The sequence below is a fragment of the Hydrogenophaga sp. genome (genome assembly GCF_030656115.1).
Lineage (GTDB): Bacteria > Pseudomonadota > Gammaproteobacteria > Burkholderiales > Burkholderiaceae_C > Hydrogenophaga.
Window position 1 is genome coordinate 24,452 of the sequence record NZ_JAUSOO010000144.1, and the last position, 19,964, is coordinate 44,415.

Genomic DNA, 19,964 nt, shown 5'->3' on the forward strand with positions numbered 1-19,964 from the left:
TTACTTGGCAGTTCAACTGCCCCTCAGCGTTTCCCCAGCAAAGGCGAGCGCCCGATTTTTTCCTGCGGTGTCGGCACGATCGGCGCCACATCCGAGAAGTGCGCCTGTTCGATGGCCTGGTCCAGCGAGGGCAGGCTGCACAGATCTTCCATGCCCTTGCGCGTGACGCCGTCGTCTTCAACATCGAAGCGATGCACCACCAGCGCCTGGCCGTCGTCGGACACCTCGGTCTGTGCGGTGGGAATCCCGGCCTGGCGCGAGACCTCCATGCAGAAGTGCTCGTTGAGCGCCACACCCGGGAGCCGGGCGGTGGTGCCTTTGATGATGTGGCGGTCGGTGGCCAGCGTGCCTTTGCCGTGTTCGGCCAGCGTGTGGGGCGACAGAAATTTTGGGACGACGCCCGATACGCCGGAGGCGGCGTAGCGGCGCACCAGTTCGACGAAGGCGGCCTCGGAGTTGTCGCCCCGAAGAATGGACGCCAGTTCAAAGGGCACCGGGGGCTGGGTGGGGTCGGCGCCCGGCGCCGCCACCTTGACGCGCCCGATGGCGTTGCGCCCCACGACCGACAGCAGGTTGAGCGGCGATGCGCCAACGTGCGGCCCCAGTTGCTCCTGCAAGATGGACAGCAAAAAGCCCTCGGGCAGATTCATGCGGAACACGGGGTGCAGATCGGGGTAGGCGTACGACTCGGTCCGCACCGGCATGAGAGCGGGGACTGCACGATCACGGCAATGCCCGATCGCTCCAGTCGCTGGCGCAAATCTACTGCAGCCTCGCTGGTGTGAATCACGCTGATCAGTTTCATGGATGTCGTACGTTTGTTGGCAAAGGTGGTGCCACTCCTAGAAAACGGACATTACAACGCATGAGGAGGAATGAGCAGTGGCCCATGCTGGCCGAGGCGAAGCAGCTACCACACGAGATTTTAAACATGCGCATGTTTACAAACACGCCCATGTTTAGTAACATGCGCATGTTTAAAGAAGATCAAGCATGCCCAGTCATCTTCATCGCAGCAAGGAGAGCCATGTCACAGCCAGGCTGGCAAGCTTCTTCGAGCAGGTGGGCGCCAAGTACACCGAGCCTCAACAGGCCGCTGTTGGCCTAGCCATGGACGGCGAAATCATGAAAGACGGCGTGCGATATACCGTCGAAGTCAAGAGACTCTCGGAAGGTCGCACTGACCGCGTCATCCCTCTGCTCTCACAAGCCATCCTGCAAGCGCAGCGCTACGCGGCCGAACGCCACGGAACCCAGCCGATGGCGGTTCTGTACGTGGAACGCGCGCCGGAATCGATGTTCAAGAAGGTCGTCGGTTTCATGGACGCCTATAGGCCCAATGCGGCGATCGCCATCGTCACCCCTGAGGGAATAGGTCTGGTTCGCTGGAACAAGGGGGATGCCTACGAAATCAACGACTCAGACAGACCAACCGCACGCAACATGGCAAGGCTCCCGGGTACCGTAAACACGGCACCGCCCAAGTTGTTCAACCTGTTTTCCGACCTCAACCAGTGGATGCTCAAGGTCCTTCTGGCCCCTGACATCCAAGAAGATCTGCTCAACGCGCCTAGAAACACCTACCGAACGGGCTCTGAGCTCGCCATTGCCGCCCAATGCTCCCAGATGAGTGCATCAAGGCTTCTGCAGCATCTGCGTCAGGAAGGGTTCCTGGATGAATACAGCGGTGCACTCCAAGTCGTCCGGCGCCAAGAGCTGTTCAGGCGCTGGCGCGCGGCGGCCATGCGGTCATCGCCCGAAATTCCCATGCGCTTCACTGCGCGCGTCGCCATTCAACAGCAATTGCACGAGCTCTTGCAATCAGACCAGGTCCAAACCTGCCTGGGGCTATTTTCTGCGGCCGATGCCCTGGGAATGGGCCATGTCAGCGGCGTCCCACCCTACATATACGTGCCCAAGCTACCTGGCTTTGCGAACGACCGGAACAACCCGGCCTGGGCCAAGGTCACCCTCTACCCCGAAGGGGCTCCAGACTTCATCGTGCGGCAGGCGATAGCCCCTGAAGCCACCTTCAAGGGGGCTGTGCGCCGTGAGGGTTTCCTTTGCGCGGACATTATCCAAGTCTGGCTGGATGTCTCCAACCACCCGTCTCGGGGACAAGAGCAGGCAGACCACATCTACAACACAGTCCTGCGGCCCCTCGTCAACCAAGGCGAGCAATGAACGACCTCGAAGCATTCGCAAAGCTGGTACAAGCGCTGGACCCATGGCGCGGCCAGTTGGTCTTCATCGGAGGGTGGTCCCACCGGCTACACACCTTGCATCCGTTTGCCAGCCAACTGGATTTCCAGCCCGTATTTACGAAAGACACCGACCTGGCCTTTCACAACAAGGTCCCGATGGAGGGGAACCTCAAAGACGCTCTCACTGAAAAGGGTTTCAAGGAGAAACTTTCGGGTGAAGCAAGACCGCCAGTTGCCCACTACATGCTGGGCAGTGACACTAGTGGCTTCTACGCAGAGTTCCTGACACCACTTGTAGGCCGCAGCATCAAGCGAACCGGTGAAACCGACGCTACCATGGTGGCGGGCGGAATATCGGCCCAGAAGATCCGACACCTCGGCATCTTGCTGACAGACCCATGGATAGTGACTGTTGGCCCAATGAACGGAGTGCCGCTGGATGAGCCGGTAGACCTGCAGGTGGCCAACCCGCTGTGCTTCATGATGCAGAAATTCCTTATCAAGAAGCAACGCACTGCAGCCAAACACAGGCAGGACCTCCTGTATGTCTTCGACACTATCCAACTGTTTGGTCACATGCTCCCTCAGTTAAAGGCGAACTGGGAGAACGCCATAGCACCGTCGCTTGAAGCCGGTGCGATCAAAACCGTTGTGCAGGAATGCAGAGAATCATTCAACACCGTGACAGACGCGATTCGAGATGCCGCCCGCATTCCACAAGACCGCAGGGTCGATCCGGAGGAATTGCGGGTCACGTGCCAATACGCTTTTCAGCAGATTCTGGGGCTTTGAGGTCGGCTTCGGGTACTTAGGTGACTCGTCTCAGGTCAGTACCCACCCGAAGGCGCAGCCGGTCCCTTTGACTCGCCCGAGCCAAACCGCTGCACCAACCCCGTCGCCGCCTTCACCAACAGCGTCGTATCCACCCCCACCGCCACAAACAGTGCGCCCGCGTCCAGGTATTGCTGCGCCAGCGCTGGGTCCACCGCCAAGATACCGGCGGCTTTGCCTGCGGCGCGCACGGTGGCAATGCCATCCAAGATGACTTTTTGCACCTCGGGGTGGCCGGGCTGGCCTCGGTAGCCCATGCTGGCTGAGAGGTCGGCGGGGCCGAAGAAGACGCCGTCCACGCCGTCGGTCTCGGCGATGGCCTGGAGGTTGTTCACCGCCGTCACAGTTTCGGCCTGCACCAGCAGGCACATCTGGCCGTTGGCCTGGTTCAGGTAGTCGTCCACCTGGTTCCAGCGCGAGGCGCGGGCCAGCGCGGCGCCCATGCCGCGAATGCCTTCGGGTGGGTAGCGCATGGCTTGCACCATCAGCGCGGCCTGTTCGGGCGTGTCCACCATGGGAATCAGCAGGGTTTGCGCGCCCACGTCGAGGTATTGCTTGACCAGCGCCACGTCGGCCTGCACCGCGCGCACCACCGGGTGTGTGGCGCTGTAAGGCGCGATGGCGCGCAGTTGGTCGAGCACGGTGCGCGGGTCGTTGGGGGCGTGTTCGCCGTCAAGCAGCAGCCAGTCAAAACCGCAGCCGGCCAGGGCTTCGGCCACGTTGGCGTCGGCAAAACCGACCCAGCAGCCGATTTGGGGCCGCCCAGCTTGCAGGGCGTCGCGGAAGGTGTTTGGGGGGATCTTCATGATCGAGGTGCTGAAAAGTGTTGAGGGGGCCGTGCCTTCGTCCAGGAGCACCGCCGGGCTGGCTTTGCCAGACGGCCAGTGCTGTCCCCCTGGGGGGAAGCCGCGCAGCGGCGCAGGAGGGTCATGGATACAAGCCGCGCATCTGGCCCATGAGGCGCGTCAGGCCCATGAGTGCGTCCATGTTGGGTGTGGGCAGGCCCAGGTGTTGGCCGATTTCGCGCACCGCGCCCACGAGCGCATCGAGTTCGATGGGGCGGCCGGCCTCCACGTCTTGCAGCATGGAGGTTTTGAACGAGCCGAGTTTGCGGGTGAGGCCGTGGCGGTCTTCGGGTTGCTGGTGAATGGGTATGCCGATGCGTGCACCAATGGCCTGCGCTTCGAGCATGACCGCGCTGCAAAAGCCGCGCACCAGGTCGTCGTCCAGGATGCGGTCGCAGGGTGCGCCGGTGATGGCCGAGACGGGGTTCATGGTCATGTTGCCCCAGAGTTTGAACCAGATGTCGCGCTGGATGCGCTCGGAAACGGTGACACCGAAACCGGCCGCGCCCAGCAGCGCAGCCACGGCCTGCACGCGCGGGGTCACGCCGCCGGCGGGCTCGCCGATGATGAGCTGGTTGTTTTTGATGCTTTCGATGCGCCCTGGGGTGGGCGCGGCGGCGCTGGCGTGCACCACGCAGCCGATGACCTGCGACGTGGGGATCTGCGTGGCCGTCGCGCCGCCCGGGTCCACGGCCTGGAGTTGAAGGCCGGCTGCGTCACCAGGCAGGCCGTCGAAGAACCACCAGGGCACGCCGTTCATCGCGACCAGTACCGTGGTGTGCGGCCCCATGAGCGCGCGCACGGCCGGTGCCACCTGCGGCATGGCCGGGCCCTTGACCGAGACGATCACCAGATCTTGCACGCCCAGGCTCGCCGCGTCTTCGCTGGCGTTCACCGCGACGCGGTGTTCGGCGCCCTCGGCGTCGACCCAGGTCAGGCCGCGTTCGCGCAAGGTGCGCAGCGTGTCGCCGCGTGCCACGGCGGAGAGTTGGACTTGCCCAACCGGCAGGCGCGAGCCGAGCCAACCGGCGAACAAGCCCCCGATGGCGCCGACGCCAACGATGGCCACTTTTTGAAGGGAAACTGGGGTGTTCATGCGCGGTAGCCCGGGTCGATGCGGTCGATGAGGCGCTGCATGGCTGCGAAGGAATCTTCACCGGCGCCGAACTTGGGGTTGAAGTTGAGCGAGTCGCGCACGCAGGCTTGCAGGGCGGCTTCGGTGATGGGCTGCAATTCACCCAGCGGCTGCGAGGCCACCTGGATTTCGCAGGCGCGCTGCACCAGCCACATGAGGTTGAACGCCTGCGCCAACGAGTTGCCGATGATCACCGGGCCGTGGTTGCGCAGCAGCAGCACGCGCCGCCCTTGGGCGCTGGCCAAGATGCGGGCGCCCTCTTCGCGGTGCACGGTGATGCCCTCAAAGTCGTGGTAGGCCACCTGGCCGTGGAGCTGCGCGGCGTAAAAATTGGTGAACGACAGGCCGTCTTTGAGGCAACACACGGCCATGGTGGGTGTGGTGTGCACGTGCATGACGCAGTGGGCGTCGGGCAGCGTGGCGTGGATGGCGCCGTGGAAGGTGAAGCCTGCGGGGTTGATGGGCCAGTCGCTGTGGCCCACGGTGTGGCCGTCGATATCCACCTTGACGAGGTTGGAGGCCGTGACTTCGGTGTAGTGCAGGCCGAAGGGGTTGATGAGGAAATGGTCTTCGGGCCCGGGCACCCTTAAAGAGATGTGGTTGTAGATCAGCTCAGACCAGCCCAGGTGGGCAAAGATGCGGTAGCAGGCGGCGAGCTGCACGCGGGCGGCCCATTCGGCTTCGCTGAAACGGGTGGGTCGCAAGAAGGCTTTGGACATGCGGGGTCTCCTCGGTTTCTTTTAGGTGAAGCGGAAACGCAAGCAACCCAGTGGCCCGTAATCGGCCTCGAACAAGTCGCCCGCTTGGGCCGCCACGGGCCGGGTGAAGCTGCCGGCCAAGACGATTTCGCCCGCTTCCAGCCGTTCGCCCCAGGGGGCCAGTTTGTTGGCCAGCCAGGCGATGCCGATGGCCGGGTCGCCCTGCACGCCGGCGGCCAGGCCGGTTTCTTCCACCGCGCCGTTTTGCCGCAGGATGGCGCCGCACCAGGGTCGGTTGGTGGTGTGCGGGTCGGCGCGCAAGGCCGGGTCGCCCGCGCCGATGACGATGCCCGCGTTGGCCGCGTTGTCGCTGATGGTGTCAAACACCTTGCGCATGGCTTTGGTGTGGCGGTCGAACTGTTCGATGCGGGCGTCGATGATTTCAATGGCGGGGGTGATGTAGGCGGTGGCGTTGAGCACATCGTCCACGGTCACGTTCGGCCCGGCCAGCGGGGCCTTGAGCACAAAGGCCAGTTCCACCTCCACGCGCGGCGCGATGAAGTGTTTGGTCGGAATCTCCAGCACCTCGCCCGCTGGGGCGGTGAAGAGCATGTTGTCGAGCAGCGTGCCGTAGTCGGGCTCGTCGATCTGGCTGCTGATCTGCATGGCGCGGCTGGTGAGGCCGATTTTGTGGCCGATGACTTTTCTGCCTTCGGCCTTTTGCTGCTCGACCCAGGCGCGGCCAATGCGGTAGCCGTCTTCGATGGTCATGCCGGGGTGGCGTTTGGAGAAGTGTTCCACCGGCGTGCGCGTCTGTTGCGCCTGTTGCAATTCAGCGGCGAGTTGCTGGATGAGGGTGTCGTCAAACATGGTTTACTTGTTCTGAAAGAGTGGGTGCAAAGAGCTGTTCTTGGCATCAAACACCTCGTGGCCTTCATCCACCTGCACGGTGATACCGATGGGGCGCTGGGCGAGTTGCGCGGCGAAGCGCTCTTTCACGCAGGCGTTGAGCGCCTCGCCCACGCGCTGGTGCACCAGCGCGCTGCGGCCTTGGGCCATGCGCAGGTTCATGTAGACAAACGCGTAGTCGGCGCCCAGGCCCGCCGCGATGCCCGCCGCGCCGCCGTCGGACACCGCGCTGTGCGCCGCCGGGTAGGCCAGCACGCGCGTGCCGCCGGTGGGGAAGACCTGTTTGCCTTGCTCGTCGCGCACGGCGAGCATGGTGTCGGCCAGCGCACGGCACAAGCTGGCCATGTCCACGCCTTCGGGGGCGGGTTGGTCGAGGTTGGGGGTGTAGAGGATGACGAGGTGGGGCATGGTGGCGGTCCGGCTCAAAGTCTCGTACTGACCAGGCTGAAGCCGTCGGCAGTGGATGCCTGTGCTTTGGGAATGGCTTGGCCTGTGACGGGTGTGACAGGGAACACGGCGTTGATTTGCCCGGTGCCGCTGGCGCCAAAGTACGGTGTGATGACTTCGGCTTTGCCTGCGTATTCGCTCCAGCCCAAGACGCCCAGCATCATGGCCGTGTCGTGCATGAAGCCTTCGCCGTGGCCTTTGGCGGCGTATTCGGGCAGCATGCCGCAGAAGTCGGCCCACTCGCCGTTTTCCCACATCTGCACCACGCGGCGGTCCAGCGTTTCGAGGAAGGGGCTCCAGACCTTGAAGGCGAATTCGGGCGCGAGGCCGTTTTGGGCGAAGCGGTGGCTCAGGCTGCCGCTGGCCAGAAAAGCCACGGTGCCGTCGTAGTGGTCTTCCACCGCGCGGCGCATGGCCCAGCCCAGGCGGGCGCTGTCGTTGAGGTAGTGCACGGTGCACAGGGCCGAGACGGAGACGGCCTTGAAGTGCTCGTCGGCGTTCATGTAGCGCATGGGCACGAGGGTGCCGTATTCGGGGCCGAGGGTGGTGGCGTGGTGGGCCAGGGTTTCCACGCCGTGTTGATTGGCCACCTTGGCCAGCAACTGGCCCAGCGCGGGGTTGCCGGGGATGGAGAACGGCAGGTTGCTGATGAAGTGCGGCAGTTCGTTGCTGGTGTAGGTGCCTGCAAAGTGGGGCGCGCAGTTGATGTGGTAGCTGGCGTTGACGAGCCAGTGGGTGTCGAAGACGACGATGGTGTCCACGCCGAGGGCTTTGCAGCGGCGGGCGATTTCAATGTGGCCGTCGATGGCGTCCTGCCGTGTGCCTTGGCGCGGGCCGTCGAGCTCGCTGAGGTACATGGAGGGGACGTGGGTGATTTTTCCGACCAGTGCTACGGTGCCCATGGGGTTTGTCTCCTGTCAGTGGATGGTTGTTGTTTCTTTGGCTTTTTGGGCTGCTTGGGTTGTGCGGGTGAGTGGTCTTTGGCACCGTGGCGCTGGGATGCGTTGCATGCATTGGTCGCCCACCGGGTTTGAAGCTCGGGTTGGCGGTATGCCCGGCGTAACGAACACAGCAAAAATGCATCGAATGCGTAGCGCACCAACACGGCTGGCAGATCGGGCGGGCGGTGTGTCTGGCGCAGCGAAGTAAAGGAGGAGGGACGGGCAAAACCCGTTCCGGGGGACATTCGCGGAGCCAGGCGCACCGCACGCCCGATCCACCACAAACGGTAAAGCGCCACACCAACGCAGCACCTCACACACCCCAATGAGGAATGTGATGCGACCCGAGCGAAACCGCCACGTTCTTGGGCTCCAAAAACACCTCGTAACTCCAGGTGCCGCCCTCGCGCCCGGTGCCGCTGGCCTTGGTGCCGCCGAACGGTTGCCGCAAATCGCGCACGTTTTGCGAATTCACAAAACACATGCCCGCTTCCACCGCGGCGGCCACGCGGTGCGCCTTGCCAATGTTCTCGGTCCACACATAGCTCGACAACCCATAAGCAATGTCGTTCGCCAACGCAATGGCGTGCGCCTCGTCTTTGAACGGAATCAAACACGCCACCGGGCCAAAAATCTCGTCCTGCGCAATCTTCATGCGGTTGTCCACATCCGCAAACACGGTGGGCCAGACAAAGTTGCCCGCCTGCACATGCGCGGGCAATTCGGCGGCGTACGAAGGCCGGTCCAGCCCGCCGCACAACAGCGTCGCACCTTCCTTCGGCCCCAGCTCGATGTAGCTGCGCACCTTGGCCAAGTGCGCTTTGGAAATCATCGGCCCAATGGTGGTGTTTTCATCTTGCGGGTCGCCCACGGTGATGCGTTTGGCGCGCTCGGCGAACTTCTGCGCAAAGTCGGCGTAAATGCTTTGCTGCACCAGGATGCGGCTGCCAGCGGTGCAGCGCTCGCCGTTGTTGCTGAAAATCATGAACAGCGCCGCGTCCAGCGCACGGTCCAGGTCGGCGTCGGCAAACACCACAAACGGGCTCTTGCCACCCAGCTCCATGCTGAACTTCTTCAGGCCCGCGGTCTTGACGATGCGGTTGCCGGTGGCGGTCGATCCGGTGAAGCTGATCGCCCGCACGTCCGGGTGCGCACACAGCGGCTCGCCCACGTCCTGCCCGAACCCATGCACCACGTTCAGCACGCCCGCCGGAATGCCCGCCTCCAGCGCCAGCTCGCCCAGGCGTGCGGCGGTCAGCGGGCTGAGTTCGCTCATCTTCAACACGGCCGTGTTGCCAAAGGCCAGCGCGGGCGCCACTTTCCAGGTCGCAGTCATGAACGGCACATTCCACGGGCTGATGAGCGCGCACACGCCCACCGGGTGGAACAGCGTGTAGTTCAGGTGCGTGGGCGTGGGGTAGGTGTGGCCGTCCACGCGGGTGCACATTTCGGCGAAATAGGTGAAGTTGTCCGCTGCACGCGGCACCAGCTGCTTGCCGGTCTGCGCAATGGTCTGGCCGGTGTCGTCGGTCTCGGTCTTGGCAATCTCCGGCACGTGTTTCGCGATCAGCTCGCCCAGCGCACGCATTTTTTTGGCGCGCTCGGTGGCGGGCAGACCGGCCCAGGCCGGGAACGCGTCTTTGGCGGCCTGCACAGCAGCGTTCACGTCCGCCGCGCTGCCAGAGGCCACTTCGGCCAGCACGCCTTGGGTGGCTGGGTTGGTTGTTTCGAAGTAGTCGCGGCTGGCAACCGTTTTGCCGTTGATGAGGTGGTTAATGGGCATGTTGTGGTTTCTTCATTTCATGGGGTGTGACACGCTGGCCATCGGCTCCAGCAGCTTTCTTTCTTCGCACGCCATGGCCAGTACAGACGTGTGGTTCTGTGGCCTCGGCCATGGTGCGGCGTCGGTTTGTGCGCACCTTTCACGCAACAACACGACGAACTTGGCGAGGGCTTCACCGCGCTGCTGCTTGACTTCCATGCACAAGCGCATCAGGGGTTCTGCCAACTCGTAATAGCTCTCCCGGCCTCGCGCAAAAGCGCGCACCACGCGCTTGTCGCGCAGTTGCTTGAGTTGCCCTGAGCACACCTGCTGCGTAATGAAGCAGGACTGGGCAATTTGCTTCACCGTGGCCGCGCCCCGGTAATGCACCAGGTATTCAACGATCTTGCGTTGCTGCCCCGACAGGGCTTTCATGCGCCCCTGGTAATGCGGCGTCAAGGCGTCCAGCGTGTGCATGAAGGCTTGCACCAGTTCGTCCAATGCTTCTTGCGTGATGAACTGCGCAAAGATGATGTAGATGCGCGGGTTGCCTTCGGCCAAATGGTGAACCGCACGAATGCGGGCTCGGCCTTCGGTGCTTTGAATGAAGGTTGCCAAACCGGTGTCGCCGCGTTCGAGCGCGATTTTTTCCAGCAGCTCCACCACTTCTTCAAAGCTCAGCTCCTCCAGCGGGTCGATGTCAAAGAACCCATAAAACGGCGAGTTTTGCGAGGTGACGGCGGTGAACAGCGAGGGCGTGGTGGCGACCAACACGAACTGCGGGTGGTTCTGGATCAGGGCGCGCAGTTGCTTCTGGCTGGTGGACTTGAGTTGGTCGAACAGGTCGTCCAGGTTTTCCAGCAGGATCACCAGGGTTTTGTCGCCCAGGGTTTGCAGCAGGATCTGCGTCGCCTGTTCTTCGGCCTGCGCCATGCTCAGCTCATAGAGCGCCTGCGTTTGGGTGTCGATGCCCAGCTCGGGGTAGGTCTGATCAAGCGTGCGCAGAATGCGCAGGACCAACTCCATGAAGCTGGTGACGCCCCACTCCTCTTCGCGCATCCAGGCAATCAGCGCTTGGGTTTGCACGGCGGAGTGTTGGCTGATCTGGTGGTGTATCAGCGAGATCAGGTGCGTTTTGCCAATGCCGCGCGGGCCGACAAACAGGTGGTGGTGTTTGGCGGCGGTCTCTACGCTGTGCACCACGCTGTCCACCGTCCGCTGGAGCAGGGGGCCGCGTTGCACCAGCATGGCTTGCAGCGTTTCGGGCGGCATCATGCTCGGCGTGAAATGCGACAGGTACAGGGCCTTTTTTGCCACAGGGGAAACCGCCTGGGTCTGGATCGTGCTCATGATGCTGCCTCTTCCACCATGATGGGCTGGTTCAACCGGTGCCATTGCCACCAGCGTTTGAGTACGCTGAACTTGAAGCCCAGTTGGCCCGTGTCCGGGTCGCGCAGCAGGTAGTGGTCGCGCTCCAGCAAGCGCACCAGTTCAATCCAGTCGTTTTGCTTGATGTCGGGAAAGCTGGCTTTGGCGCCATTGATGGCGGTTTGCACTTCCAGGCTGGTTGGTGCTGCGGCAATGCCGTCGAGCATGGCCAGGCAGGCGTCTCGCTGCACCCCGTAATAGTCTTGGGTGCGCTCCTCGAAGTGCTTGAGGTTCCAGGTGTCGTGGGCCGACTGGATCGCAGTGCGAACGATGCGATGCAGGTCGCTGCGGGTCAACGGCGCTTTGGGGTCGGGCCGCTTGGCGATGTCAGACAGCACGTGGTGGATGTAATACGGCACGCCGTCCACCTCATGCGCAATGTCGGCGGCTGTCGTGCTGCCTTCGGCGCCAAGGCCGATTTCTTTGAGCAACTTGTTGGCCAGCCCTGTGGCATCGGGCGCCTCCAACGGCGCGACCTCGATGGCCGCCATGTCGTTGGTGGGCGCGTTGGTGTAGCCCTGCGCCTTGAGCTGGCGCACGATGTGGTGCAGGCCGATGGAGCCGGTGAAGACCATGCACAGCTTGGCGTGCTGCTGGCGCAGGGCACGCAACACGTCCAGCAATTCCATGGCTTCCTGCGCGTCGGCGCGTGCGATGTTCTGGATCATCCAGGGGATCTCATCCCACAGGAAAACCACCCGATCCAGGTCTTTGGCGTCCTGGACGTGATCGAAGGTGTCGCACAGGGCCTGCTTCCAGTGTTTGCTCTGGAAATTGGGCAAGGTCAGCGGGCCTACCTTGGTGCCGCTGAGTTCTGTGACCATGGTGTGAACCCAGTCGCGGAACTGGGTGGTTTTGTCCAGGTGAGGGTGCAGGTCGGCGACGATCTTCTGCACGAATTCTGCGGCGCTGCGCACCCCTTCCACGTCGCGACGGAACACGACCCAGCCGTTCGGCGCCTCAGCGCTGAGCTTGGCGAGCACATGGGTTTTGCCCATGCGGCGCTCCGCCACCAGGATCACGCTTTGCAGGTCCAGGCGCGCGCAGATGTCTTTGACGAGCGCGTCACGACCCACGATGTCTTCCAGCGCCAGGGTTCCACCGGGATTGATCTTCATGATGTACGATGAATTTGATTTACGATGAAAACATCATACGATGAAGTCGTCGCACATCAAACCCTTGTGATCGTGTTCACGAGCGCACCAATACCGTCGATCTCGGTGACGATCACGTCGCCCGGCTGGCAGTCCACCACGCCGTCGGGCGTGCCGGTCAGGATCAGGTCACCGGGCATCAGCGTCATGAAGGCGCTGAAATATTCGATGAGCGTGGGCACGTCAAAAATCATGTCGCGCGTGTTCCCCTGCTGCGTGACGTGTCCGTTGACCGTGGTGCGCAGCGCCAGGGCTTGCGGGTCGGGCACGTCCGCCGCGTCCACCAGCCAGGGGCCGATGGGGGTGCAGGTGTCGCGGTTTTTCACCTTCAGATTGGGGCGGTACCAGTTCTCCAGGTAGTCGCGGATGGCGTAGTCGTTGGCCACGGTGTAGCCCGCCACGTACTGCAGCGCGTCGGCTTGTTTCACACGTTTGGCCACGCGGCCGATCACCACCGCCAGCTCGCATTCGTAGTGCATGAACTGCACGCCGTCGGGCCGCACGGTGAAGGCGCGGTGGCCGATCAGCGAGGCCTCGCCTTTCACAAACGCCAGCGGCTCGTCGGGTGCTTTGAAGGCGAGTTCCTTGGCGTGGTCGGCGTAGTTCAGGCCCAGCGCCAGCACGGTGCGCGGGCGCGGCACGGGCGCCAGCGGCGGCAGCCAGACCACCTCGTCAAAGCCGACGCGGTGGCCCAAAAAAGCGGGGGTGAGCAGTTGCAGTTGGCCATCGGCTTCGATGGCGTCGTGGACCGCGCCGGCCCAGGCGATGCGGGCTCTTTTCATGTCTGCTCCCCGGTGAAATGGTTGACCAACGGCTGAAATCCGGTGGCCGTGATCTCCACCGCATCGCCCACCCGGGCACGCGGTCGGCTGCCGTCGCTCAGGCAGTCGGTGCCCAACATCAGCACGTCGCCCGGGCGCAGGGTTTGAAAGGCGTTCACATCAGCCCAGAGCGTGGCGGCATCGCGCACCAGATCGGCCAGCGCCACGGTTTGTTTCAGCACGCCGTGTAACCGCAGCTCCAGCTGCAAGCCCGCCAAGCCCTCAAAACCGCCCACAGCATCCCAAGGCCGAAGCGCACGGCCCACGCCCAGAAAGCCATCGACACAGCGGAACTTCACCGGTGGGCGGTAATAGCTCGCGTGCGGCACCGCCACGTCGTTGAACAGCACACAGCCCGCCACCGCACCGCCCTCACCCGCCACCAGACCCAGCGATGCGCTCACGTCCACCTCGGCCACACCGCGTGGCAAGGCAATGGCCTGGCCCGCCGGCGTGAAGGTGTTGGCGGTTTTGATATAGAGCACCGGCGCCTGGGGCGGCGCCTTGTACGGCGGCTCGCCCATGCGCGGCACCCACAGCGCGTGCTCGCGCTGAAAGTTCAGCAGGGTGCCGTAAACCGTGCCGCTGGGAAGGTAGGGGGTTGTGTTCATTCGCATTGCTCCTCAGACAAACCATCGCCCTCGGGCGCTTCCAGCGCAATCACCGCATCCAGCAAGCCATAGAGCGCGGCCAGCTGCGCCTTGCCCAGTTGTTCCTCCATCCAGGCGTAGTGCGCCTCAATGGTCTGCGACAAGGTGTGCACCAGCTCCAGGCCCGCGGACGTGGCGCGCACCACGGTGCGGCGTGCGTCCTGCGGACACCGCGCGCGGGTGATGAGCCCATCGCGCTCCATGCGCGTGAGCACTCCGGTGAGGCTGGGGCCCAGCAGCAGCGCCTCGCGCGCCACACGGCCCGTTTCCACGCCACCGGGCTCGGCGGCGTGTTCGCCCAGCACGCGCAACACGCGCCACTGCTGGTCCGACAGGCCGTGCTCGCGCAGGCTGGGCCGGGTGTGCTGCATCACGGCCTCGCGCGCTTCGAGCAGCAGGCGCGGCAGGTTGCGGTGGACAAAGGGAGTTTGCTCGTTCATTTATTTAATATGTTAAATGATTTTTAAAAATCCAAAAGCCAGGGTTTTCCCTGCCATCGCGGTCCGGGCCACGCGGGCGGGACCCAACGGGAGACAATGCCCGCCATGAAAACCTTGACCGCCCTGCTGGGCACCACACATCCCTTGATCCAGGCGCCCATGGCCGGCGCGCAGGGCGCGGCGCTGACCATCGCCGTGAGCAACGCCGGCGGGCTGGGCTCGCTGCCCGGCGCCATGCTCACGCCCGAGGCGCTGCGAACCGAATTGGCCACCCTGAGCGGGGGCACACAACGCCCCTGGAACGTCAACTTTTTCTGCCACACGCCCCCGGTGCCCGACGCCGCCCACGAAGCGCGCTGGCGCGAGGCGCTGGCGCCTTTCTATGCCGAAGCCGGGCTGGAGGACATGGCGGCGGTGCCCGCCGGCGCCGGACGCGTGCCGTTCAGCCACGCGGTGGCCGATGTCATCGAGCCCTTTCGCCCGCCGGTGGTGAGCTTCCACTTTGGCCTGCCCGCGCCCGACCTGCTGGCCCGCGTGAAGGGCTGGGGCAGCGTGGTGCTGTCCAGCGCCACCACGGTGGACGAGGCGCGCTGGCTGGTGGCGCACGGCGCCGATGCCGTGATTGCGCAAGGCCTGGAAGCGGGTGGCCACCGGGGGCACTTTTTGTCGCACGACCTCAGCGCGCAGATGGGCACCTGGGCGCTGCTGCCGCAAATCGTGGCGGCGGTGGACGTGCCGGTGATCGCCGCTGGCGGCATCGCCAACGCGGCGGGCGTGGCCGCGGCCATGGCGCTGGGTGCTGCGGGCGTGCAGGTGGGCACGGCCTACCTGTGCAGCGTGGAAGCCACCACCAGCGCCCTGCACCGCGCCGCCCTGCACAGCGAGGCGGCGCGCCACACGGCGCTCACCAACGTGTTCACCGGCCGACCGGCGCGCGGCATCGTCAACCGCGCGATGCGCGAGCTGGGCCCCATGAGCCTGGCCGCGCCCGCCTTTCCGCTGGCCACCGCCACCATGGCGCCGCTGCGCGCGCACTTTGAAGCGCAGGGCTGTAGCGACTTTTCACCGCTGTGGGCGGGGCAGAACACGAACGGCTGCCACAGCCTGCCGGCCGCCGACATCACCCGCCAACTCACGCAAGGATTCGTATGTACGTTGTGATCTTCCGCGCCCAAGCCCGCGCGCTCGACGCCGAATACAGCGCCATGGCCGCGCAGATGCGCGAGCTGGCGCTGACGCAGTTCGGTTGCCTCGACTTCACCGCCGCCACCGAAGGCGAACAGGAGATTGCCGTGTCGTACTGGCCCGACGAAGCCAGCATCCGCGCCTGGAAACAGCACACCGACCACCTGGCGGCACAAAAACTGGGCCGCGAGCGCTGGTACGCCGCGTATTCGGTGGAGATTGCCGAGGTGAAGCGGCACTACCGCCACCCGGCGCCGTGAACCTGGACAGGCTGCACGATCAGCAATAGTCGTCGGGATCGCGGTCGCTGCGGTCGTGCTTCGGCTGGTTGTGCTGCGCATTCAACCAGCGCTTGAGCCCGGCCGGCTCCTGCATCTGGTCCAGGTCGCGCTCCAGCTGCGCCACATCCCGCTCCAGCGCCTCCACCTGCGCCAGCAGGCTTTGTTTGAGGGTGTTTGGGTTGGTCACGGCGCCGGGCGGCAGGTCAAACTCGGCGGCCAGGCGCTCCTGGCGGGCCGCGCGCTCGCGCTCCAGCTCGGCCACCTGCTGCTTGAGCAGCAGGGTGAGCGCGGCCAGCTTGTCGTCGGCCAGGCGCGACACCGCCGCCGGGTCGGCCAGTTCAGCGCGCAGCTGAATCTGCATCAGCGTCACCAGGTCTTTGCGGCCGTAAGCGGCGTTGGCCTCGCTCATCAGGGTGGTTTTGCGCAGGCGCTCTTGCGCATCGGGTTCGCGGTCGGGGTGCAAGGCGCTGGCCAGCTGGCGAAACAGCGTGCGCAGCTGCGTGTCGGCGTCGGCCTGTTGCGCCTGCGCTTGTGTCTGCTCGGCGCCCGGTTTCTGGCGGGCCTTGCGCGCATTTTTCTTGTCGCGGCGGCGCGCCTGCGCGGCGTCTTGCGCCTCGCGCCAGCGCGCCATGCCGACCCGCAGCAGCTCTTCCATCGGGGCGTCCGGGTCGGTGTTGGCCAGGGGCTCGCCCAGCACCGCTTCCAGCCTGGCGCGCATGGCCTCGGCTGCGGCCTGCTTTTTTTGCGCCAGCGTGAGGCGGCTGTGCCGGTCGTGCAGCACCGCCATGCTTGCATCGCCGTCGTCGGCCAGCGTTTGTGCCAGGCGGCACAGCGCTTCGGTGGCGGTGTCTTGTTGCAGCCGGCTCAGCGCTTTGCCCTGCAGGCATTCGGCCAGCCACAAGGCCATGTCGCGCGTGCGCTGACGCTGGCGCTGCTGCAAGGGTGCCACCCACTGGTGCAGTTCCACCCGGTGCGACTGGCCCAGGGCGTCCAGCGCGTCCAGCTGGGCCTTGAGCTTGTCGATGCGGGTGAGTTGCAGGTTGAAGGCCCGCGCAGCGGCGGACGCGGGCACGTCGCCCGGCGGCTGCACGCGCAAGGCCTGCGCCACCGCAGGCGGAAAAGAATCGGGGCTGGCTGACAAGGTGTGTCCCAAGGGTTCGGGCTGCGCCAAGGCGCGGCGGGACTCGACTATATTGCCAGCCACATGGCCAAAGAAAAAACCCTCTACACCTGCAACGAATGCGGTGGCACCAGCCCCAAGTGGCTGGGCAAGTGCCCGCACTGCAACGCCTGGAACACCTTGATTGAATCGGTGGCCGAGTCCGCCGCGCCCACCAAAAACCGCTTTGCCTCGCTGGCCAAAACCGCTGCGGTGACCGCGCTGGCCGACATTGAAGCCAGCGACGTGGAGCGCACGCCCACCGGCCACGACGAGCTGGACCGCGTGCTCGGCGGCGGCATCGTGGAAGGCGGCGTGGTGCTGATCGGCGGCGACCCGGGCATTGGCAAGTCCACCCTGCTGCTGCAAGCGCTGGATTCTTTGCAGCGCGCCTGGGAAGCTGCGCCGGGCCGTGCGGGGCAGCGCGGGGGCACGTTCCTGAGCGACGCCGGGCCGTCCCAAGGCGCGAAAGCCCCCTTGGGGGGCAGCGGACCTCGCGCAGCGGGGGAGCGTGGGGGCACGCTGTACGTCACCGGCGAAGAAAGCGGCGCCCAGGTGGCGCTGCGCGCGCGCCGGCTGGGGCTGGAGGGTTCGCGGGTCAACGTGTTGGCCGAAATTCAGCTCGAAAAAATACTCGCCACGCTGGACGCGCACCGCCCTTCCGTGGCCGTGATCGACTCGATCCATACCGTGTATTCCGAACAACTCACCAGCGCGCCCGGCTCGGTGGCGCAGGTGCGCGAATGCGCAGCGCACCTGACGCGCGCGGCCAAGGCCAGCGGCACGGCCATTGTGCTGGTGGGCCATGTGACCAAGGAAGGCGCACTGGCCGGCCCGCGCGTGCTGGAGCACATGGTGGACACGGTGCTGTATTTCGAGGGCGACACGCACAGCAGCTTTCGCCTGATCCGCGCCATCAAAAACCGCTTTGGCGCGGTGAACGAAATCGGCGTGTTTGCCATGACCGAAAAAGGCCTGAAAGGCGTGAGCAACCCGAGCGCCATCTTTCTCTCGCAACATTCGGAGCCCGTGCCGGGCAGTTGCGTGATGGTGACGCTGGAGGGCACGCGGCCGATGCTGGTGGAAATTCAGGCGCTGGTGGACACCGGCGGCCCCAGCCCCCGGCGTCTGAGCGTGGGCCTGGACCGCGACCGCCTGGCCATGCTGCTGGCGGTGCTGCACCGCCATGCGGGCGTGGCCTGCATGGACCAGGACGTGTTTGTGAACGCGGTGGGCGGCGTGCGCATCAGCGAGCCGGCGGCGGATTTGGCGGTGATGCTGGCCATCACCTCCAGCCTGCGCGGCAAACCGCTGCCCAAAGGCTTTCTGGCCTTCGGCGAGGTGGGGCTGGCCGGCGAGGTGCGCCCGGCTCCGCGCGGCCAGGAGCGGCTGAAAGAAGCCGCCAAACTCGGTTTCAGCGTGGCCGTGGTGCCCAAGGCCAACCTGCCCAAAAAGAACGACAAAGCCTTTGAAGGCCTGACGGTGCACGGCGTGGAGCGCATCGAAGAGGCCATGGAGCTGGCCCGCTCACTGACCTGAACCTGGCCTGCGCCACGCCCTGCGTACAAACCGCAATGCCCGGCCCCGCGCGGCGTTGGACAATCGGCGCATGACATTTCAGAAAATCCTGGTGGCCCTGGCGGGCATCGCGCTGGTGGCCATGGCGCACCAAACCTACGGCTGGCCCGGCGTGGCCGCAGCGCTGGGCGCCGTGATGATGTGGGTGATGCTGCATTTCACACGCCTCATGACCGTGCTCAAACGCGCCGCCAACCGCCCGATAGGCCACGTCGGCAGCGCCGTCATGTTCAACGCCAAGCTCAAACGCGGCGTCACGCTCATGCACGTGATCGCCATGACGCGCTCGCTGGGTGAACGCCTCTCGCCCGAGGGCGAAGAACCCGAGCGTTTTCGCTGGACCGACAGCGGCGGATCGGCCGTGAGCGCCGACTTTCAGGGCGGCAAGCTGGTGCAGTGGACCCTGCAGCGCCCCCCGCCCGACGGTGAGACGCCCGCGCCGGACACCGCCACGCGGCCCCTCCACCCAGCGCCGTAAAATCAGCAGGTTTGGCAGGGCACACTGCCACCACCCCACCACCTCCTCAAAGGACACCGCACATGAGCCCCGTAGTTCCCTCGATGTCAGACCGCGACGGCAAGATCTGGATGGACGGCCAGATGGTCGATTGGCGCGACGCCAAAATCCACGTGCTGACCCACACCCTGCACTACGGTTGCGGCGCCTTTGAGGGTGTGAGGGCCTACCAAACGGCCGACGGCGGCACCGCCATCTTCCGGCTGGAAGAGCACACCGAACGCCTGTTCAACAGCGCCAAAATTCTGCGCATGAAGCTGCCGTTCACCAAAGAGGAAGTGAACGAAGCGCAAAAAGCCGTGGTGCGCGAGAACCGGCTGGAAAGCGCCTACATTCGGCCCCTGACCTGGATCGGCGACAAAAAGCTCGGCGTATCCCCCAAAGGCAACACCATCCATCTGATGGTGGCCGCCTGGTCCTGGGGCGCTTACCTGGGTGAAGAGGGTTTGAAACGCGGCATTCGCGTCAAAACCAGCAGCTACACCCGCCACCACGTCAACATCACCATGACGCAGGCCAAGGCGGTGAGCAACTACACCAACAGCATCCTGGCCAACATGGAAGTGACCGACGAGGGTTACGACGAGGCCCTGCTGCTGGACAGCTCGGGCTTCGTGAGCGAAGGTGCCGGTGAAAACATCTTCATCGTCAAAAACGGTGTGATCTACACGCCCGACCTGTCGGCCGGCGCGCTCAACGGCATCACCCGCAACACGGTGTTCCACATCGCCAAAGACCTGGGCCTGGAGATCGTGCAAAAGCGCATCACGCGCGACGAGGTCTATATTGCCGACGAAGCCTTCTTCACCGGCACCGCCGCCGAAGTGACGCCCATCCGCGAACTCGACCGCATTGAACTCGGCGCAGGCAGCCGTGGCCCGATCACCGAAAAAATCCAGAGCGCGTTCTTCGACATCGTCGGTGGCCGCAACCCCCATTACGCCCACTGGCTCACCCAAGTCTGAGGTCCACACAC

At 64.7% G+C, this 19,964-nt stretch carries 21 protein-coding genes; 7 read left to right on the plus strand and 14 right to left on the minus strand.

Annotated features, from left to right (window positions below; all coding sequences use genetic code 11):
* Positions 1-23 precede the first annotated feature (23 nt).
* Complete coding sequence (locus Q7J58_RS19110; RefSeq protein WP_304831261.1) at positions 24-809, minus strand: HipA domain-containing protein; 786 nt, start codon at positions 807-809, stop codon at positions 24-26.
* 184 nt (positions 810-993) lie between these two features.
* On the opposite strand from Q7J58_RS19110, the gene Q7J58_RS19115 reads away from it, so the two are divergent.
* Together Q7J58_RS19115 and Q7J58_RS19120 are read left to right on the plus strand one after the other, a co-directional pair.
* The gene (locus Q7J58_RS19115) at positions 994-2,184 is read left to right on the plus strand and encodes a hypothetical protein (protein WP_304831209.1); all 1,191 of its coding nucleotides are present in this window, start codon (positions 994-996) and stop codon (positions 2,182-2,184) included.
* Positions 2,181-2,996: a GSU2403 family nucleotidyltransferase fold protein gene (locus Q7J58_RS19120; protein WP_304831211.1), complete on the plus strand. Its 816-nt coding sequence runs from the start codon at positions 2,181-2,183 to the stop codon at positions 2,994-2,996. Before Q7J58_RS19115 ends, Q7J58_RS19120 begins: the two co-directional genes overlap by 4 nt.
* Before the next feature lie 35 nt (positions 2,997-3,031).
* Here the strand turns inward: Q7J58_RS19120 and hpaI are convergent, their stop codons facing one another.
* From hpaI to hpaR, 12 genes are all read right to left on the minus strand, one after another.
* Complete coding sequence (hpaI, locus tag Q7J58_RS19125; protein WP_304831213.1) at positions 3,032-3,841, minus strand: 4-hydroxy-2-oxoheptanedioate aldolase; 810 nt, start codon at positions 3,839-3,841, stop codon at positions 3,032-3,034.
* A 121-nt stretch (positions 3,842-3,962) separates the two neighbouring features.
* Positions 3,963-4,976, minus strand: a complete 1,014-nt coding sequence (locus tag Q7J58_RS19130) for a 2-dehydropantoate 2-reductase (RefSeq protein WP_304831215.1) — start codon at positions 4,974-4,976, stop codon at positions 3,963-3,965.
* Positions 4,973-5,734, minus strand: coding sequence for a class II aldolase/adducin family protein (locus Q7J58_RS19135; RefSeq protein ID WP_304831217.1), 762 nt, complete (start codon positions 5,732-5,734; stop codon positions 4,973-4,975). The genes Q7J58_RS19130 and Q7J58_RS19135 overlap by 4 nt, the downstream gene beginning before the upstream one ends.
* A gap of 21 nt (positions 5,735-5,755) precedes the next feature.
* The gene (hpaH, locus tag Q7J58_RS19140) at positions 5,756-6,583 is read right to left on the minus strand and encodes a 2-oxo-hept-4-ene-1,7-dioate hydratase (RefSeq protein WP_304831219.1); all 828 of its coding nucleotides are present in this window, start codon (positions 6,581-6,583) and stop codon (positions 5,756-5,758) included.
* 3 nt (positions 6,584-6,586) lie between these two features.
* On the minus strand, positions 6,587-7,030 hold the full coding sequence (locus Q7J58_RS19145) for a 5-carboxymethyl-2-hydroxymuconate isomerase (RefSeq protein WP_304831221.1): 444 nt from the start codon (positions 7,028-7,030) through the stop codon (positions 6,587-6,589).
* Between the two features lie 14 nt (positions 7,031-7,044).
* Positions 7,045-7,971, minus strand: coding sequence for a 3,4-dihydroxyphenylacetate 2,3-dioxygenase (hpaD, locus tag Q7J58_RS19150; RefSeq protein ID WP_304831223.1), 927 nt, complete (start codon positions 7,969-7,971; stop codon positions 7,045-7,047).
* A 352-nt stretch (positions 7,972-8,323) separates the two neighbouring features.
* Complete coding sequence (gene hpaE / locus Q7J58_RS19155; protein WP_304831225.1) at positions 8,324-9,793, minus strand: 5-carboxymethyl-2-hydroxymuconate semialdehyde dehydrogenase; 1,470 nt, start codon at positions 9,791-9,793, stop codon at positions 8,324-8,326.
* Between the two features lie 12 nt (positions 9,794-9,805).
* Complete coding sequence (locus Q7J58_RS19160) at positions 9,806-11,122, minus strand: hypothetical protein (RefSeq protein ID WP_304831227.1); 1,317 nt, start codon at positions 11,120-11,122, stop codon at positions 9,806-9,808.
* Positions 11,119-12,318 carry an AAA family ATPase gene (locus Q7J58_RS19165; protein ID WP_304831229.1) on the minus strand — a complete coding sequence of 400 codons (1,200 nt, stop codon included), beginning with the start codon at positions 12,316-12,318 and terminating at the stop codon, positions 11,119-11,121. Before Q7J58_RS19165 ends, Q7J58_RS19160 begins: the two co-directional genes overlap by 4 nt.
* 56 nt (positions 12,319-12,374) lie before the next feature.
* Complete coding sequence (locus Q7J58_RS19170; protein ID WP_304831230.1) at positions 12,375-13,139, minus strand: fumarylacetoacetate hydrolase family protein; 765 nt, start codon at positions 13,137-13,139, stop codon at positions 12,375-12,377.
* Entirely contained in the window at positions 13,136-13,789 is a 654-nt protein-coding gene (locus Q7J58_RS19175) for a fumarylacetoacetate hydrolase family protein (RefSeq protein ID WP_304831231.1), read from the minus strand. Before Q7J58_RS19175 ends, Q7J58_RS19170 begins: the two co-directional genes overlap by 4 nt.
* Positions 13,786-14,268, minus strand: a complete 483-nt coding sequence (gene hpaR, locus Q7J58_RS19180; RefSeq protein WP_304831232.1) for a homoprotocatechuate degradation operon regulator HpaR — start codon at positions 14,266-14,268, stop codon at positions 13,786-13,788. Before hpaR ends, Q7J58_RS19175 begins: the two co-directional genes overlap by 4 nt.
* 105 nt (positions 14,269-14,373) lie before the next feature.
* Between hpaR and Q7J58_RS19185 the strand changes: the two genes are divergently transcribed.
* The gene (locus Q7J58_RS19185; RefSeq protein WP_304831233.1) at positions 14,374-15,429 is read left to right on the plus strand and encodes a nitronate monooxygenase; all 1,056 of its coding nucleotides are present in this window, start codon (positions 14,374-14,376) and stop codon (positions 15,427-15,429) included.
* Positions 15,417-15,713: an antibiotic biosynthesis monooxygenase gene (locus tag Q7J58_RS19190; RefSeq protein ID WP_304831235.1), complete on the plus strand. Its 297-nt coding sequence runs from the start codon at positions 15,417-15,419 to the stop codon at positions 15,711-15,713. The genes Q7J58_RS19185 and Q7J58_RS19190 overlap by 13 nt, the downstream gene beginning before the upstream one ends.
* A 19-nt stretch (positions 15,714-15,732) precedes the next feature.
* On the opposite strand, the gene Q7J58_RS19195 is transcribed toward Q7J58_RS19190, so the two are convergent.
* Positions 15,733-16,875 carry a hypothetical protein gene (locus Q7J58_RS19195; protein ID WP_304831237.1) on the minus strand — a complete coding sequence of 381 codons (1,143 nt, stop codon included), beginning with the start codon at positions 16,873-16,875 and terminating at the stop codon, positions 15,733-15,735.
* Positions 16,876-16,938: 63 nt separating this feature from the next.
* Between Q7J58_RS19195 and radA the strand changes: the two genes are divergently transcribed.
* The 3 genes from radA to Q7J58_RS19210 all read left to right on the plus strand — a co-directional run bounded on the left by radA (position 16,939) and on the right by Q7J58_RS19210 (position 19,953).
* The gene (radA, locus tag Q7J58_RS19200; protein WP_304831262.1) at positions 16,939-18,432 is read left to right on the plus strand and encodes a DNA repair protein RadA; all 1,494 of its coding nucleotides are present in this window, start codon (positions 16,939-16,941) and stop codon (positions 18,430-18,432) included.
* A 70-nt stretch (positions 18,433-18,502) separates the two neighbouring features.
* Positions 18,503-18,949, plus strand: coding sequence for a glycerate kinase (locus Q7J58_RS19205; protein ID WP_304831239.1), 447 nt, complete (start codon positions 18,503-18,505; stop codon positions 18,947-18,949).
* Between the two features lie 62 nt (positions 18,950-19,011).
* The gene (locus Q7J58_RS19210) at positions 19,012-19,953 is read left to right on the plus strand and encodes a branched-chain amino acid transaminase (RefSeq protein ID WP_304831241.1); all 942 of its coding nucleotides are present in this window, start codon (positions 19,012-19,014) and stop codon (positions 19,951-19,953) included.
* Positions 19,954-19,964: the final 11 nt, after the last annotated feature.